Origin of the sequence: Pelotomaculum isophthalicicum JI, from assembly GCF_029478095.1 — a bacterium.
GTDB classification, from domain to species: domain Bacteria; phylum Bacillota; class Desulfotomaculia; order Desulfotomaculales; family Pelotomaculaceae; genus Pelotomaculum_D; species Pelotomaculum_D isophthalicicum.
This window is the reverse complement of record NZ_JAKOAV010000007.1, coordinates 70,781-88,180: the sequence shown is the minus strand read 5'-3', so window position 1 is coordinate 88,180 and position 17,400 is coordinate 70,781. Positions and strand designations below refer to the sequence as shown.

Here is a 17,400-nt window from a genome sequence, read left to right as displayed (position 1 = left end):
CAAGGGTTTAAAAACTCTAAAGGAATGCAAGGAATTTCTACTGAATTCTGAATTCTGACTACTTAAATAACAATTTACTTTTTGACAGGCGCCTTCTTTTTAATCTCCGTCTCTTTTTTAATGATTTTCTCTTTATTCGCGTAGTGTGATTGATAATTCTCAACAGCTTCATTCATTCTGGCACAATTTAAAGCTACGCCAAGGATCCTTGCTCTGGCGTTTGTTAACATCTCCTTGGTCCTAACTACCGAATCATGAGAGGCAACCATCGCTCTTACCACCATCAACACACCGTCCACCGCCTTTGACAAAACGGCGGCATCGGCCACAACCGCTAACGGAGGCGCATCCAATAGGATTACATCAGCCTTTTCTTTCAGGCTTGCGATTAACTGGCGCATCTTGTTTTTGCCTAGCAATTCAGTCGGGTTGGCAGAAGGCGGGCCTGCGGTTAATATTTTTAATCCGGCTATTGGAAGGTCCTTGATAACATCTTCAGGTTCTTTGAATTCTAATAAAATATTTGTCAAACCGGAGTTATTATCCACGTTAAAAATTAAATGCTGCTGTGGTTTACGCAGGTCGCAGTCAACAACAATAACCTTTTGGCCGGTTTGCGCGAAAACGACACCAAGGTTGGCTGTCATAAAAGAAGTCCCTTCTCCGAACCCTCCCCCGGCCAGCAAGATCGCTTTTAATGAATCCCCCACCTCAAAAAACTGAAGATTTGCCCGTAGAGTCCGAAAAGACTCTGTTATAAAAGCCCGGGGCTGGTTGTAAGTAACCAGTTCAAAACTGCTCAAACTTTAACTCCCCTTCCGTCACCTGTTTGGAGAGTGGCCGCAGGTATCATTCCCAACACAGACAGCTTCAGTAAGCTTTCTATCTCTTCAGGATACCTGATGGTATCGTCAAGATATTCCCTGACAAAAATGATTGCCACCGTTATTACAAGACCGAGAATACCAGCAACTAAAATATTTAATACAGATTTAGGGCTAACCGGAGTTCCTGACGGCACGGCAGGATCAAGCACCTGTATATTTTTAACATTCATGACTTTGTAAACTTTGCCGGAAAGCGCCTGGGCGACTCCATTGGCGATTAATGCCGCAATTGAAGGGTTGGAATCACCTGCTGTAATTTTCAGCACCTCAGTATCGCCGGCCAATTCAACTTTGATCTTCGCGCTTAACTCCCCGGGGGTATAACTCAAATTATTATTATTAATGACTTCTTCAGCTACGGAACGGCTTTTTGCCAGTTCGCTGTAAGTCCTTACCAGCCTTTGATTTAATGTGATCGTATTAATGTTTATCTCGGAATACGGGGTCATCTGGTCTCTTAGCACTATTATTGTTGTTGTTGACTCATAAACAGGCGTCAATACAAATAAATTGATTATGGCGCTTGTCAGCATTGCCACAACGGGCACCAGAACCAAGACCAGTTTCAACTCTCCCAATATTCTCCCGAGTTCCTTTAGCTTCATCACCTTTCCCCCTTAGACAAATTGCAGATGTTACTATTCAAGTAGTCAGTACTATTATTTACTGCAATATTTCTAAATTCTTCCTAATTACCCACCCCTTTTGCCCGGAGTTCAACTTTACATTGACCCACTCACCAATTACGGTATTATCTATAACCTCCACAATATCGCCTGTATTTAACGATCCGATAACATTACCATCCATGCTTCCCTTATCTCTGACATTAAGGGATGACACCAGAACCTTTGCCTTAACTACTTTTTGACTACTCAACTGTTTTATTAAATCTTTCCTACTGCCGGTATCTGTATTTTGAACATCCTTCTGCCCCTCCGCGGAGGAGCCGGCGCCGCCAGGCTGCTGTTCAGAGGAATTTTCCGGGAGCTCTTCCGAAGCGGTTTCTTCGCTGCCTTCTTCCGCACGTTGTTTCAGGTCCAATATTTCTTCAAGGACAGGATCTTTGTATATATTGTCATTACTTTTCTTTTTAAGGGAGTCGTTAAGCTGGTCTTGTATAGTTGGCGCGGTCTTTTTATTTTCCGTCGTACTATTTGTTCCTGACTCACCGCCGTTTTTTTCTTGGGAAACCTTAGTCTGCCCCTGCGTTCCCTGATTTTTGCCCGACGTACTTTGTGACTTTTCACCGGACGAACTGCCAGTAGAACTGGTGGAATTTGCAGCGCTTTTTTTGGGGGCTGTGTCCTTCTGTTTATCCACGTTTTCCGTGACTGCGGGAGACACCGGCAAATACTGTACTTCTTCCTTGTTCGGCTTGGGTTTCATAATGATTAACGATACCATCACTACCAGTGAACAAAATGTCAAGGTCAACCACTTGGATTTCGCCTTTCCCCCCGCTTCCATATAGGCTAAAGCAATAATAAGAAAAATAGCGGTGATAATGGCGTTTGCAATTAATGCCCAAAACCACACGTTCCCCAACACTCCAGCCAATAACATGAATTGCGGTCCCCATCCCTTGCGTAATTTCCATCACATCTCCAGCACACGCTTCGTGTTATCTTATGTCGGGTAAACCGGGCTTGTGATAGCAAAATGCGCCAATTATCCATTGTTTGATGAATTGTAACTTCTAATATCAAAATTTCATATGCTATTCCTGAGAATTCATAGATACCGCTTACGGGCTAGAAAGGAGGTGCAAGAGTTCTCTTGAGAACCGGTTATTTATGTCAATAAAATTAAATAGAAGTATGTTGCGAGCTGCCTTTGGGAGACTTTTCTTTTCGGCTGTATTGTTCTTAATGTTCATTAATGTGATCACCGGAGCTTGCTTACTGGGAGGATGTAGTCGCAAGCAAGCTGTTATCACTCCTCCGGTTGTTGAAGAAAAAAAAGAAGACCCGGCGGATCGCCAGGCTGCCGCAGAAAAAATAGCCGGCTATGCGCATCCTGAAGCCCTAATCAGCGTTTACGAATTAAATCAAAAAATTTACGATACCAGCATATTTACCCTTGACACACGCGGCAGGAGCTATGAAGTTTTCCTAAAATCTTACCGGTACGGTCATATACCAGGGGCAGTGCCCATATTGCATGAAAGCTATACCCACCCCAAATATACCGACAGGATAGCGACACCGCCACAATTACAAGATGTTCTCGGCGGGCTGGGAGCCGACAATGAAAGCACCGTTGTCCTATATGGCAATGACGGATTACAGGCACGACTATTTTGGGCCATGCGGATGTATGGCTACGATAACGTAAAAATTCTGGACGGCGGCTTGGATAAGTGGAAAGAAGCAGGCTACGATATTACGTCCGCAAACTCTGTCCGCCCGCCTGATACATTCGAATTTGATTTAGCGAGATCAAAAATGGAGTTGCTGGCAACTCTAAATGAAGTAGAAGCGGCAATCGGCAACCCGAATAATGTTATCGTGGACACCCGGAGCAGAGACGAATATTTATACAAACATATTCCCGGCAGCATAAACTTTTTCTATGCGGAATTATTGAACAAAGACCTGACTTTTAAGTCTGCCTCTGACTTGAAGGCCCTCGCTGAAAATAAAAAAATAACCCCAGATAAAAAAATAATTGTGTATTGCGATTCCGGCGTCGACTCTTCACTGGTCTGGTTTGCTTTTTCTCAACTGTTGGGGTATCCAAATGTGAAGAATTATGACGGCTCCTTAAATGAGTGGCTCAAGATGGACCGAAAGACCCAAAGCGGTGAATAGGGAGTTCCATACCTTATTACTAAAAAACTTTACGAAAATGGGGAGGGACAATGAATAAAAAAAGTCTGTCCATATTAATTTACTGTCTGGCGACTATATTAATTTTCGCGATTTCCTTAACTGCCCTGGCGAGCTGCAAACGCCAGTACCGCAGTTCAAAACCGGCCGTGGTGCAGCCGAAGCAAAAAGATCCGGCGCAATTAGCCGCTGACAAAATTTCTGAATACAGCAATCCTGACGCTGTAATAAGCGTTTACGAGCTAAACAAGATGACCAGTGACCCGAACGTGTCAATTCTTGATACACGCGGGAGAAGCTTTCAGGTTTTCGCGTATTCTTACCCTGCTGGTCATGTTCCCGGCGCTATCCCCATCCTGCATGCCGAGTATACACATCCTGCCTACAATGACCGGTTGGCCGCCCCGGATCAGGTGCAAAAAACTTTGGGGGACAAAGGGATAAACAGCCAGAAGAAGATCGTGCTTTATGGCAACGACGGATTACAGGCGCGTATCTACTGGATATTAAAAGCCTATGGCTGCGACAACCCGGTTCAAATACTGGACGGTGGGTACGAAAAGTGGAAAGAAGCAGGTTTCGAGGCAGCCGTGGCGGCGCCGATAATCACGCCGTCTAATTTTGCATTTAATTATGCAAAAGCGGATACAAACATATACACAAACCTGGAAGAAGTTGTGGATGCGATTCTGAACTATACTCCAAGCACTATCATTGTTGACACCCGTTCTAAAAATGAATACTTGGTAGGGCATATTCCCACCAGTGTCAATATCAGTCTTTTGGATACTCTTAATGAGGATAAAACTTTTAAGGCTATACAGGAATTGAATGTTCTAATGGCAAGCAAAGGAGTGACTCCGGACAAAAAGGTGCTGGTTTATTCGAACAACGGAGTGGAATCTTCTCTGGTATGGTTTGTTCTACACGAGCTAATGGGCTTTTCTAATGTCAAGAACTACGACGGCGGTTTTAGTGAGTGGGTCGAAAGGGAATTGGTGCTAGAATACGGTGAACAACAATTAGTAGTAAAACCCGTAAAATAAGTGAAATAAGGGGAAGTGGTTTAGCTTTCCCTTATTTTTTACTCAATAATTAATATATTAATGGGAGATTTTTATGCTTTTTAACAGTTTTGAATTTATATTTATCTTTTTGCCATTAACCATTGTAATTTTTTATTTCTGCACAAATAAAAAGCTTTACCTTCCGGCGATATTATCCTTAGTTCTGATGTCTCTTGTTTTCTATAGCTACTGGAATTATCGATATGCAATCTTAATAGTGATCAGTATCAGCCTAAACTATCTGACTGGTCATTTATTATGCAGAACGGGTAGGAAGGAAATATTGATCGCGGGAGTTTCTTTCAACCTGTTACTGCTTGCATATTATAAATACTGCAATTTCTTCATTGATAATATCAATAAAATGTTCCAAACAAACATAAGCTCCTTAAACATTGTTTTGCCTTTGGCCATTTCTTTTTTTACTTTTACGCAAATAGCTTACATAGTTGATATATATAAAAACAGAAACATTAAGTATAACTTAATCAGTTACAGTTTATTTGTGCTGTTTTTTCCTCATTTAATAGCAGGCCCGATAGTTTACCACAAAGAGATCATCCCGCAGTTCAAAGATGAAAAAACTTTTAAAGTGAACTACTTGAATATATCCACCGGAATCCTGTTATTTTTTATCGGGCTGTTTAAAAAAGTAATTATAGCAGACTATTTTTCTCCTCATGTAGCCTTGGTTTTTGACCTGGCTGAGCATCCGACATTTATTGAAGCCTGGGCGGGCGCCCTTTCTTATACAATGCAAATTTACTTTGACTTTTCCGGCTATACAGATATGGCGTTGGGCTTGGCCTATATGTTTAATATCAAGATGCCGTATAACTTTAATTCTCCCTATAAGTCAAACAATATCATAGATTTCTGGCGCACGTGGCACATGACCTTATCAAGATTCCTAAAAGATTATTTATATATTCCACTTGGTGGAAACAGGCTAGGCAAGCTCAGGAAATATATTAATTTAATGATAACAATGCTATTGGGCGGTTTATGGCACGGAGCAGGCTGGACTTTCGTAATATGGGGAGGTTTGCACGGTATTTACTTATGTATCAACCATGAATTCAGGTCCACAAAAATTAAAATTAATTGGTTTATAGCAAGAACCGTCACATTTATCGCCGTGGTTGTGGCCTGGATATTCTTTAGGGCAAAAGATATAAAAACAGCGTTCAACATACTAAAAGGCTGCGTTGGCTTAAACGGAATTGATTTCCATCCTGAATACGCGACAAAAATTGAAATCTTTTTTATTATACTCGCCGTAATTGCCGTTAACCTACTGCCGAACTCCATATACCTGGCAAATAACATCAGGCCGAACACAAAATGGCTGGTCTTTACGATCCTGATTGCCCTCATTTCTCTGACAATGATTAACAACCCCAGTGAATTTTTATATTTTCAATTTTGAGAAGCCAGGTGAGAAACTTGTCCTATAAATATTTTGTAAAAGTATTTACGATAGCGATTATCTCTTTTTTAATTTTTCATATAATTCTTTATGGATTTACGGGGGAAGCTCTTTCTTTGCCGGATAAGTTTATCAAAAGATCAGCATATACAGGCAGACACGAGCCGCAGAGACATATTGAGGTTACGGCATTCGGTGATTTAGCGCGACTTTCATATCTATACAGGCTGGGTGTTCGCCGCAAAGTTGTTGATACATCAGATCAAAATGGATACTTAAATAAAGATTACAACGATAATTTAACATATCCGGTGCTCACCGTCGGCGACTCATTCATGCTATGCAATAATGATGACGAACGTTTTTCGATGTTGTTGCAAAACAAATTAAATATAAACTGTTACAATGCGGCAGCCAATGGTGTCTTGGATCCTTTTTCTTTTTTACAGGGTGATCTTATGAAAAACGCAAAGGTCCTGGTGTGGGAATCCGTTGAAAGAAATATTAATAACGATAGTTTCAACATAGGGAAAGTTGATTTTTATTATTCAGCATCAAAGAAGAAAAATGAATACGAAGAAAATTGGGGTAAGAAAAATACTTCTCACAAACAACTGGCAGTGGTAAATTCTTCTAATATTAAGTTTTTAGTAAATAATTTATCGTATAACATTACCGGCAAACCGGTACTCGATAAAGTTGACATAGTGAAACTGAAGAACGGCAGAGATCTGATGTTTTTCCAGGACGATCTGGTTTCCTTCAATAAAACAGGGGATTTTGAAGATGTATGTCAACCGGTCGCGTTTATTTCTTATATCAATGAGCAACTTAAGGCAAAAGGTATAACACTCATTTTCCTTGCCGTTCCTGATAAATTTAACGCTTATTATGATGAAATTGTTGAAGAACAAAAAACAAAAAAAGATCCACATTTTATTGAGCGCCTGACAAGTGAACTCCAGAAGAACAACGTAATCGCTATAAATCTGATTGATCCATTCAGAAATGAAATCAGAGAAGGCAGAGATGTTTATTACTTTGATGATACCCACTGGAATGGTGAAGGCGCAGAAATAGCGGCCGGATTGGTTGCACAGGAAATTATTAAAGGTAAACTATTGGATTAATGTTATTATTTAGGCATTCAGAATTCAGTAGTCAGAATTCAGAATTATCCAAAGCGCTAAACCTTTCTATCATTCTGGCAACCTGATTACTGACTACTGACTACTGACTTCTGACCCTTAAGTAGTGCCGGATAACTTTTTATGCCAGTAGTTGTGCGATAAACTTAATAAAATACGCGCCCGGCAAAAAAAGCGCCTGGGCCAAAACGGTTCCGGCTAGGCGTGTTAATGCCATGTAGAAGGCCATTTGTTTAACGTCCGCTTCATCCCTGTCCCCGCGTAGCGCCTCATCAGTGATGGATGACGCTGTCGGTTCCACCACCATTGTTCCCAGGATGGTGGCAAAGCCGTTGACAACCATTGAAAGCGTAGTGGCCGTTGTCCGGAAATCAGGAAACATAGCACCGGCATAAAGGGCTGAGAGTACACCAGTCGTATAAAACCCGGTAACAATAACATTCGCCAACAAGAAATTTTTAGGTATTTTTATCTTCTGCCTGATTATCTGTTTTAATAAAGTGCAATAAGCCCCAAAATGCAGTCTTTTCGGACGTAAGCGCCAAGGCAGACAGGAAATAGCAAGGTTAATAAACGTACGAAGCGTCGAGCCCGTTTCTTCAAAAAGCCGGATTGCTTTTACAAAAATGCTTACGAAAGGCGGAACTAAGAATGCTCCTCCCAAAGTGCCCAAAGTGGCTGCCGCAATAACCAGACGAATTTGCTCCGCGAGCAAGGTCAATTGACCCTGATACGCCGCATGGGAAACCACTTGCTCGACAGGTACATTTAAACCAGCCTGCATCGCACCCGCGTTAATTCCGTGTTCTACAATGGAAGTTAACAAAGGGGTCTGTATGTTATTGGAAAAACTTGCCGCAAGGTAAATTATGTTATACAGAGAAAATGCAGTAAGCAGCCGCTGCGTACGCACCCCGGCCAACCGGACTGAATAGGCTAAAGTGCTTATCAGATGGATAATCACTGTCAGAGTAATGACAATCAAAAACCGCTCCATACTTACCCCCGACTAAATATATTCTTAATATATTAGCAAAACCCTAAATTGACACTCAACAGACCGCTATCAATATCAATAAAATCGCCCTTCATTATTACTATGTGAATAATTAGAAGTCTGATCCCATGAAAGGTTGTGAATTATGTCGACACCAGAAACATCTGTCATAATACCAAACTGGAATGGCCGTGACCTGCTGGAAATCTGTCTATCATCCCTAAAGCGCCAAACATACCGGGACTTCGAAGTAATAGTGGTAGACAACGGGTCATCCGATGGCTCCGACAGGTTCGTCGAATCTTTCTACCCGGAAGTCAGGATTTATAAGTTACAGACCAATAAAGGATTTTGCGTGGCCGTCAACTGTGGGATTAAATCTGCCCGGGGCAAATATGTCGCTTTGCTGAATAACGATACAGAAGCCGACCCGGCATGGCTGGGTGAGCTTGTTAAAGCGCTTAATGAAAACACTGACGTTGGTTTTTGCGCCTCGAAAATGATGAATTATTTCAATAGGAATCTAATCGACAACGCCGGCGACATGCTTTGTTACTACGGACATACTGTCGGAAGAGATGAGCTTGATACCGGGCAATATGACCAGCCCAGATATTTATTTTCCGCTTGTGCCGGAGCAGCGATTTATCGTAAGGAAATGTTTGAAAAGGTAGGGTTTTTTGATGAGGATTTTTTTGCCTATTATGAAGACATAGATATAGGTGTGCGCGCTCAACTAATGGGTTATAAATGCTTATACGTACCTACAGCAATCGTTTACCACATGATCCAGGCAACCTCCAGCCAGATTCCGGCAAAACGTTTCATTTGGATGCAAAGAAATATTATTTGCGTTCACCTGAAAAACATGCCGGTGAAATTACTCGGGCACATTATCACTACTTTTTTGTTACTACACACATACTCCACTTTTTTATATTTTATTAAAACCAGGGATATTAAAACGATTATAAAATTGTACTACAATATTATAAAAATTCTCCCCCGCACAATCAAAAAGCGCAGCCATATTCAAAAGAAAATAACAGTACCGGTATCATATATAAAGTCAATTGCAGGCCCGTTCCTTACATTATTTGATTACTTTAGAAAGCACACCTCAAAAATCAAAATATTTTTGTAACTACTGAGGTTGTTGGGATAATGCTCCAATGGAGTCCTTCTGGGGAAAGATGAAGTATGAGTAGCTCGGTGAACTTAATTTTATATTGGGGCATGCCTTTAGCCATCATCTTGGATATTTGAACTTAATCTGTCTATCCTCCACTGGAAAGCCATCATCACCTTATTGATGTGTTAATTATAGGGCAGTCTTCAGTTAATAACTTCCTGCGGGTTACACCTATGGTAATCCTACCCAAAATAAAAACTTCAGGATTTACCTGAAGCAAATTAATTAAAACTTTTTCAACTATATTTAATAATTTTAAATTTACTACTTCATAGTGACATGTTTTACTCGATTGGTTGCAAATCAACCTTAACTGAATCAAAGTCTTTTTGTCCGCCAACATTGTCTATAACCCATTTACCATTTTCTCTAATACAATTGTATTTTTTCATATCAGTGGATTGAACCCTGTTTTTATAAGACTTACCATCTTTATTCACAATATCTGTAATATACTTAGTAACTTGGGCTTCTACTAGAGCCGTGTCATCTTTAATATTACATTGTTTAATAACTATGTTTACAACTCCACCATCAACGTCATCAAGTACTTCCCTACTATTAAGAGCGCTATCAACCTTATCTTTCATTACATTAGACTTCTCAGTGGAGAAGAGTTCATCAACATTTTTTTGTTCCCTTTGTCTTATTGCACTCTTGACAGAATCAGGTGTCTTAGTTGTCTTCCCTAAATTATCATTATCTGGTATTAACATTCTCACTGTCCATGTTTCGTACTTACTTATTAAATCATTAATATTTTTTTCATTTATTGCACTATATGCCTTTTGAGAACCTATTAATAACAAACAAGTTATAACAACACTTAGTGTACAAATAAATAATTTATTTTTCATCATTATTCTATCCTCCTAGTTTAATATTAATTAATACATATGAACGCAATAAATTGTTGTAGTGTTTCTATCTGTATTTCTATAGGATAAAGACCATATTTCATGTGCTACATTATTACTATGCTGGTCAATGAGCGCTCCAGAATACCCGCTATCAGGATCTGTACCATTACAAACATATATTGAAGAATGATCAATTTCACCATAACCATACCAATCATAATAGAATAAATCTCCAGCAGAAACACCAGACGGATAGGGAACCGAGGTTGTTCCAGGATATGTCCCCTTTAACTGGCCACGTGTAGGACTCGAATTTTGAGTTTGCCAATCATAGGAACGTGAGGCAAGTGACCAGTTATATGCACAGACATCATCCCATGTCCAAGGAGTTGAAAAGTTATTATACCACCATACGTAATAAGAATCTTGGGTTCCTGTTACCATGCTTTCGCCACCTGCATATAAGCATTGGGATGTAAAATTCGTGCAATCGCCACTTGAACCATAGTAACGGTAATTTGAATTTGGATTTACTGCATAACTTTCAGCATAATTAATAGCATTAGTTCTATTATAAGCCATAGCAGGTAACGATACAAACATGCTTAAAATACTAAGAATAATATTTATACTAATTATAGTTTTTTTTATCAACGCTTTTTCCTCCTCGTATAATTAATTTAAATAATGAACCGATAACTTGTAAAACAAACTTCATAAGTTAATAGTGATACAGTTTTACTTATAGTTTATGTTGGCGTAACATGCTTCCGGAACTTGAAATTAAATACACTGCTAGTATAGTTAATAACTGGAAACGACTTTGCATCTGATTCAAGCTATGCTGGTATAGGGCCAACACCTAGATTTAAATTAAAAAAACAGAAGTAAAAACCAAATAAACATCGGTTCTTAGCTTCCGTCCCTCGGTCAGCTTAAAATATTCTATTTCTTTATTTCCTTTTTTTAATCAAAAAATCATATTCAACTATTTTATTCTCTTTAACTATTAAGGTAAAATTCCCGCAACTTATATTCTTTAGAAAATTTTCTCATACTCCCGACCTGTCAACTCACGATACCGCTCCTTCGCATACTTACGTCGATAACTATGTATATCAGCACGAACCGGTATACGCTCAAAAATCTTCTCATCCGGATGCCGGTCACGATATGTTTTCACACACAGTTACCTCATGTGGCCGACCGCCTTTGCCACGTTCAACATGTACCATTAATTTATTATTTTTCTCGTATACATCAGATGGCCTTACAACCTTGAACTCGCACCTCCTAAAACCAGTACCTTTACAAAAATCAACTAAATCGCGATTTCGCTCAACAGCAATCTTTCTGACTCAATAAATCAATTCCCCCTCTAGTCATGACCACTGGCTTAGCCGGTGGCTTGATTAAGCCCCATAGGGGTAAAATTACTTGCTTGCCAAAAGGCAATACCCCGCTTTCAGCCTCGCAGGGGATAGGGTTAAATGCTGGTCTTGGGGCAAAAGGAGGACAGATTCTTAGTCTGTCTGTGCTATACAAGTATGTAGCCCAGCAATTGATGGTTATGGCTATTTTCGACTGTTTCATTATGGCCTTTTTCAAAAATCCGGCCATTTCCTCGCTTGTCCTCAAATGGGAAAAGTCATGAAAAACCATCCCTTTATGAAATCCATCCATTGGAAGAGCCTCTGTGACTACTTCCATATTATACTTGTGCCCAATGTGTTCAATTAAATCGGTAATCAACTGGGTGGAGCCGCCGACAAAGGTATTGGCGATTATATGAATAACTATTGGGATGCCGGGGACTTGGGGCGTTATTTATCTTAACCCGATACAGGGTCGGGCGAATTTTAAAAACACGTTCCTTGATAAAGTCAGCAACTTTTCCGAGAAAACCTTTCTGAGATAACCGGAGAACCCAGCGGCGGCTCCTTTTGCTCCACCGGGAAACCCCGCATGTTTCATAAGAAAAAAAAACGATATGGTAAAGGAATCTCCACCATTTTCAATGAGACCTTTTCCTTCCACTATATCTTCCTAGCCAGTATAATATGGTCCAGGTACAAATTGTTATTCCTCGGCAATAACTTTTGCAAAAGCAGCCCCAAGATTTGCACAGGAGCGCACAAAAAAGCAGTCACAATCATATTCCATAAATTACTGCGCCTGGCGGCCGCACTATACAAGTAAGATGAAGCCATTTGGGCTAAAGCCCCAAAATACCCGGCCGTTTGGTTTTGCTCAACAACTTCAAATCCGGAACGGGTGATCATATCCATCATACCGAATCTGGTAAAGCGGGTAAAATCATATGGCTGTTCGTGTTCTTCCCATACAAAAGGAGCGGTCAGAAGGAGATGCCCCCCCGGCTTTAAAGCACGCGTCATTTCTCTCAATAATTCTTTACTATGCAAAACGTGCTCCAGCACCTGGGTACAAACAATCCCGTCAAAGGATTCCGATGGAAACGGTATGTTCATTCCATCAAAGAAGATGTCGCAATACTTTGCGTCAGGATGATGCCCACTTTCTTCAACATCAATACCGATGTACTCTTTCACATTAAACAGATATTCATAAGGCCGCTCCCCACAGCCCACGTCAAGCCACCGGCTAACTCCATCCCCTGCAATCTTCGCCGTCAATGCGCGTATACCCTGAAATAAACAGCGGCGGGTGATGAAATATGGATTAAAAAACACTCCCCACCAGGACGGGCTGTATTTTTGCTTTTTTATCATTTTTTTGATCATGTAAAAACAACTCCCTGCTCCTGAATAAATCCCCTGTCATTAGAAGCGAATCCGGTATAATCCACCCGATAATCTGGTTGTGTTTCCATCACGATATTAGTTATTACCTGAGGATCGTCAGGCAGGTGGTAAGAGCAAATAAACATTTTTGGTTTGTCCCTGGCAATAGCTCCTTTTGCTCCAATAAGAGCTTCCCGTTCGGCCCCCTCGACGTCCATTTTAATAAAACCAATTCTTTCATTCGGTACAAGGTCTTGAATCACTGTATCTATTTCAACTACCTCAATGGGAGTTGAATCAATTGCTTCAACTCCACTCAGCAGAGAATGCCCCACCCCGCTCTCGGTAAGCCTCAAGCCCATACTGCCACCCGTGCTCCATACTCCCTTGCCAATAAGGAGCACTTTGCCGGAATCGATGTAGGATGAAAGGTTGCGTCTTAAACACTCATAGTTCCTTTTCTCGGGTTCGAACACAATAACCCGTTTAGCGCCTTTTTTCAGACACCACAAAGTAAATAAACCAATATACCCTCCACAATCGATTACAGTGTCTCCCCTGGAAATCAAGTCACCTATGTATGTGTTGTGGTATAAATCATATTTAAATAAATATTGGTCTACATCCAGCCCGGGGTTTTTTTGCAATGGTATCCATAAATCAGGAAAGAAATCACTTTTGTATAAACCAATACTAGTCTCTTTATCTTGCATAATTAATGAAAAAGCAACCGGCTTTACAATTGGTTTATTTAGAATAATTTTAAATACTTGCATCCACCCTAACCTTTTCAAACTGCCGCTAATCTTGGCTATTATAAAATTAATGCGCCACATTATTATTTTTATTATTTTCATTACAACATCCTCTTTCAGATTAGTTAATTAATCACGTGCAAATACTGTTTCATATATTCATAAGTCATTCTAATGCCATTTTCAATATCCACCACCGGAAACCAATTCAAATGCTCTTTAGCCTTGCTGATATCCAAATAAACAGAAGGAACATCACAAGTCCTTGGCTTTTGGTAATTTACAGTTAACTTTTTCCCCTCACAGCGTTCCAGTATATTAATCAATTGATTGATACTAAGTCCAACACCGGAACCAATATTAAACAACCGTTCTTCCCCTTGATAATTGATTGACTTAACAAAGGCGGAAATTACGTCGTCAATGTATATGTAATCTCTGATTACTTCACCATTTCCCCAAACATATAAGGGTTTTCCATCCAATATATATCTAATAAAAGCAGGAATAACCCCTTGCGAGAAGCCGGTAAATTTGGGGCCATACGGATTGGCCAATCGAAGGATTATATATTTAAGTCCATACTTTTTTTCAAAAATATAAAGGTATTTTTCAATAGCAACTTTGGTTGCTCCGTAAGAAGAGATTGGGTGAGTGGCAAAATCCTCCTTTATCGCTGTATCAGCCGAATGAATTCCATATACTGTGCCGCCGGAGGAAGGAAATATTATTTTCTTTACTTTATGCTTTACACACATAATTAGTATTTTTATGGTACTGATTAAATTCGAGGTAATATCATAGATGATGTCCGCGTCCGATGTGGACGGTGTGGTGGTATAAGCAAGATGAAAAAGAATATCGGTATTGCTTATAACCTCTTCCAAAGAGAAATCGTTTGAGATATCGCCCGGGTAGAGATGTATTTTCCCCGCTAACTCATTCAATAATTTATTATTAAAAACACAGTCGAAAGCATTAACTTGATCAGTCAATGCAACTAATTCTTTGCAGAGATAGCCGCCAATGAAACCGTTCGCGCCTAAAACCGTGCATCTAAGCGCTTTCAAATCCCTGATGGCACCTCCTCATAAATTTTCACACCGTCTACCATGGAATCATATCTCAAAGCTTTTTCCGCTAGTATTTCACCGTAATATTCTTCCAGTTCATTCACATAAGCGGGAATCGATTTTGGTTTCACCGCCTTTGCCGAAAGAGCTGGAAGAAGATTACGGTCCCGGCATAAACGCATTATTAAATGAGCTAATTGTGCCGTATCCCCTTTTTCAAACAACAAGCCGTTTTTTTCATGCTGAATCACTTCTGACATGCCACCAAGGTTTGTCGCGATAACGGGTGTGTTAGTCGCTTGTGCGGAGTAAATAACTAACGGCGTATTTTCATACCAAATAGACGGTACTACTAAACAATCTATTTGGGAAAAAACAACACCAATTTCATGACTTGGAAAAGTGCCGCAAAAATGTATCCGCCCGTCACCGCCGGCAATCTCTTTTAGGCACGCTGTGTACTCAGGCACTTCTTCCAGTTTTCCATATATAAATATTTCAATTGGAATATCCTTTGGCAGTAAACGAACTGCCTCTAATAAAACATGAACCCCCTTATGTTCGGCAACTGTACCGATAAAACCCAAACGAACCTTTGCACCGGCAGTTTTTAAACGTTGTTCTTCAATATTATTTAAATTGATTCCATAAGGCACGTAACGTATTTTATTAAGCTCAAAACCATGTCTTTGCAAAACCTGTTTCAATAAATGAGTGGGCACAAGAATTCTGTCTATATGATTTATCGTTTTTTTTAGAAAATCTGCTCTCGATACCACCGCGCGCAATAACGGCAAATATCGCTTTTCCGGACACCAGCCTTGTTTCGCTAACCATATCAATGATTTAAACAACCAACATGGCATTAGATTTAAATAACTTCTATTCAACATATGAGCAAAGCAATTCATGCTGTTCGCTCCGGGTCCTTCACATATTGAATTATCTGCTAAGCGCAGTTGACATTTGGGGCAAACAGCCCAGAAGTCTGTCGCAGTAAAAACAGTGGGAATGTTAAGTTTCACACATTCAGTTATAAGAGAAGCAGACAAGTTGCCTAAATGAAAAGCGTGGACGATGTCAGGCCGTTTACTTTTTAATAAATCACTGAAATATTCACTAAAGATTTTATTGTTATATTCAAACTCCCACAATTTATTTAGCGAGATTGATTGTTTATAATAATGGTAAAATCGTTGCACGAAAATACCATCATAAAGATAATTATCGAAGTGTTTATTTTTACATAATTCCATATTAAGGGGAAAACCGGTCCATAATTCGACCTGATGGCCGCGTTTCTGCAATTCTTTTGCCGTATCATAGGTCAATATTTCCGTACCGGCAAAAAACTCAGGGAGGAACTGATGAACTGTAAGGATAATTTTCAATAACTGTTTACCTCCGAAAATAAGTAGTCAGAACTTTTAATCCGTTCAGTAAAGAAAACCATTCTCTTATTCTCACTACTGAATACTGAATACTGACTACTGGCTCCTATACCAGGAGTTGCGCAAAATATTTTATAAGGTAAGCACAGGGCAAAAAGATCACCTGGGCAAAGAGTGTGCCTAACAGGCGGGTCAACACCATGCATATAGTCATTTGTTTGATATCAGTCTCACTCCTGACCCCGCATAGCACCTGGTCGGTAATGGACGATAAAGTAGGTTCCAACATCACAGCCCCTATTAAAATGGCTGCTCCATTTATTATTACTGAAAGCGATGTAGCCGTAGAACGAAAATCCGGGTACATGACGCCGGCGTAAAGAGCGGAAAGTACCCCGGTAGTATAAAACCCGGTCATAATAATATTCGCCAACAAAAGATTCTTTGAAATTGTCAATTTTTGTTTAAATAGGTGTATGAGCGAACTGTATTGCGGCCAAGCTGCGCCGATTCGCCGCCATGGCAAAGAAAAAAAAATCTTGATTAATGTCAATGGCACCGAGCCCACTTCTTCAAAAATCCGGATCGCCCTGATAAAAACACGCACCACAGCCGGAATCATGAATGCTCCAAGCATAGATCCCACAGTTGACGCCAAAATGACCAGCCGCATCTTATGCTCCAGTAAAACCAGTTGCTCTTTATAAGCATCCTGGTAGATCAGTTGGCCGGCGGGAATCTCCACTCCCGCCTGCCCTATACCTGCCTTTATGGAATGCTCTACAATCGACGTCATTAAGGGAGCCTGAATTACATTGGACACGCTGGCAGAAAGGTAGATCACATTAAAAATAGAAATTGCGGTAAGCAACCGCCTCGTTCGTAATCCGGCCAACCGTATTGAGTAGTTTAACGTGATGATCAGGTGAATAAATACCGTTATTGCTGTTACCAGTAAGAGACGGTCCATTTTTCCCTCCGTCCTGCCCAAGGAGTTGTACCTTCATG

The 17,400-nt window shown here is 40.3% G+C and carries 18 protein-coding genes; 5 read left to right on the top strand and 13 right to left on the bottom strand.

The window, feature by feature from the left end:
- Window positions 1-74: 74 nt before the first annotated feature.
- From L7E55_RS05655 to L7E55_RS05645, 3 genes are read right to left on the bottom strand one after another with little or no spacing between them, the layout of a single operon-like run.
- Window positions 75-803, bottom strand: a complete 729-nt coding sequence (locus tag L7E55_RS05655; protein WP_277443099.1) for a CpsD/CapB family tyrosine-protein kinase — start codon at window positions 801-803, stop codon at window positions 75-77.
- On the bottom strand, window positions 800-1,492 hold the full coding sequence (locus tag L7E55_RS05650) for a YveK family protein (RefSeq protein ID WP_277443098.1): 693 nt from the start codon (window positions 1,490-1,492) through the stop codon (window positions 800-802). Before L7E55_RS05650 ends, L7E55_RS05655 begins: the two co-directional genes overlap by 4 nt.
- A 58-nt stretch (window positions 1,493-1,550) precedes the next feature.
- On the bottom strand, window positions 1,551-2,453 hold the full coding sequence (locus L7E55_RS05645; RefSeq protein ID WP_277443097.1) for an SH3 domain-containing protein: 903 nt from the start codon (window positions 2,451-2,453) through the stop codon (window positions 1,551-1,553).
- Between the two features lie 305 nt (window positions 2,454-2,758).
- Between L7E55_RS05645 and L7E55_RS05640 the strand changes: the two genes are divergently transcribed.
- The 4 genes from L7E55_RS05640 to L7E55_RS05625 all read left to right on the top strand — a co-directional run bounded on the left by L7E55_RS05640 (window position 2,759) and on the right by L7E55_RS05625 (window position 7,344).
- Complete coding sequence (locus L7E55_RS05640) at window positions 2,759-3,700, top strand: sulfurtransferase (protein WP_277443096.1); 942 nt, start codon at window positions 2,759-2,761, stop codon at window positions 3,698-3,700.
- 50 nt (window positions 3,701-3,750) lie between these two features.
- A complete protein-coding gene (locus L7E55_RS05635) occupies window positions 3,751-4,764 on the top strand; it encodes a sulfurtransferase (RefSeq protein WP_277443095.1) in 1,014 nt (337 codons plus the stop codon).
- A 304-nt stretch (window positions 4,765-5,068) separates the two neighbouring features.
- The gene (locus L7E55_RS05630; protein WP_277443094.1) at window positions 5,069-6,214 is read left to right on the top strand and encodes an MBOAT family O-acyltransferase; all 1,146 of its coding nucleotides are present in this window, start codon (window positions 5,069-5,071) and stop codon (window positions 6,212-6,214) included.
- Window positions 6,215-6,231: 17 nt separating this feature from the next.
- A complete protein-coding gene (locus L7E55_RS05625; protein WP_277443093.1) occupies window positions 6,232-7,344 on the top strand; it encodes an alginate O-acetyltransferase AlgX-related protein in 1,113 nt (370 codons plus the stop codon).
- Window positions 7,345-7,483: 139 nt separating this feature from the next.
- On the opposite strand, the gene L7E55_RS05620 is transcribed toward L7E55_RS05625, so the two are convergent.
- On the bottom strand, window positions 7,484-8,359 hold the full coding sequence (locus tag L7E55_RS05620) for a lipid II flippase Amj family protein (RefSeq protein WP_277443092.1): 876 nt from the start codon (window positions 8,357-8,359) through the stop codon (window positions 7,484-7,486).
- Between the two features lie 145 nt (window positions 8,360-8,504).
- Between L7E55_RS05620 and L7E55_RS05615 the strand changes: the two genes are divergently transcribed.
- Window positions 8,505-9,503: a glycosyltransferase family 2 protein gene (locus L7E55_RS05615; protein ID WP_277443090.1), complete on the top strand. Its 999-nt coding sequence runs from the start codon at window positions 8,505-8,507 to the stop codon at window positions 9,501-9,503.
- Window positions 9,504-9,835: 332 nt separating this feature from the next.
- Here the strand turns inward: L7E55_RS05615 and L7E55_RS05610 are convergent, their stop codons facing one another.
- The 9 genes from L7E55_RS05610 to L7E55_RS05570 all read right to left on the bottom strand — a co-directional run bounded on the left by L7E55_RS05610 (window position 9,836) and on the right by L7E55_RS05570 (window position 17,362).
- Complete coding sequence (locus tag L7E55_RS05610; RefSeq protein ID WP_277443089.1) at window positions 9,836-10,411, bottom strand: hypothetical protein; 576 nt, start codon at window positions 10,409-10,411, stop codon at window positions 9,836-9,838.
- A 27-nt stretch (window positions 10,412-10,438) separates the two neighbouring features.
- Window positions 10,439-11,065 (bottom strand): amidase domain-containing protein, encoded by a 627-nt coding sequence (locus L7E55_RS05605; protein WP_277443088.1) that lies wholly within the window; start codon window positions 11,063-11,065, stop codon window positions 10,439-10,441.
- A 385-nt stretch (window positions 11,066-11,450) separates the two neighbouring features.
- A complete protein-coding gene (locus tag L7E55_RS05600; protein ID WP_277443087.1) occupies window positions 11,451-11,594 on the bottom strand; it encodes a hypothetical protein in 144 nt (47 codons plus the stop codon).
- Between the two features lie 155 nt (window positions 11,595-11,749).
- On the bottom strand, window positions 11,750-12,163 hold the full coding sequence (locus L7E55_RS05595) for a hypothetical protein (RefSeq protein ID WP_277443086.1): 414 nt from the start codon (window positions 12,161-12,163) through the stop codon (window positions 11,750-11,752).
- A gap of 284 nt (window positions 12,164-12,447) precedes the next feature.
- Window positions 12,448-13,173, bottom strand: a complete 726-nt coding sequence (locus L7E55_RS05590; RefSeq protein ID WP_277443085.1) for a class I SAM-dependent methyltransferase — start codon at window positions 13,171-13,173, stop codon at window positions 12,448-12,450.
- The gene (locus L7E55_RS05585; protein ID WP_277443084.1) at window positions 13,170-14,030 is read right to left on the bottom strand and encodes an FkbM family methyltransferase; all 861 of its coding nucleotides are present in this window, start codon (window positions 14,028-14,030) and stop codon (window positions 13,170-13,172) included. The genes L7E55_RS05590 and L7E55_RS05585 overlap by 4 nt, the downstream gene beginning before the upstream one ends.
- A 23-nt stretch (window positions 14,031-14,053) precedes the next feature.
- Window positions 14,054-14,998, bottom strand: coding sequence for an NAD-dependent epimerase/dehydratase family protein (locus L7E55_RS05580; RefSeq protein ID WP_277443083.1), 945 nt, complete (start codon window positions 14,996-14,998; stop codon window positions 14,054-14,056).
- The gene (locus tag L7E55_RS05575; protein WP_277443082.1) at window positions 14,995-16,392 is read right to left on the bottom strand and encodes a glycosyltransferase family 4 protein; all 1,398 of its coding nucleotides are present in this window, start codon (window positions 16,390-16,392) and stop codon (window positions 14,995-14,997) included. Before L7E55_RS05575 ends, L7E55_RS05580 begins: the two co-directional genes overlap by 4 nt.
- 106 nt (window positions 16,393-16,498) lie before the next feature.
- The gene (locus L7E55_RS05570) at window positions 16,499-17,362 is read right to left on the bottom strand and encodes a lipid II flippase family protein (RefSeq protein ID WP_277443081.1); all 864 of its coding nucleotides are present in this window, start codon (window positions 17,360-17,362) and stop codon (window positions 16,499-16,501) included.
- Window positions 17,363-17,400: the final 38 nt, after the last annotated feature.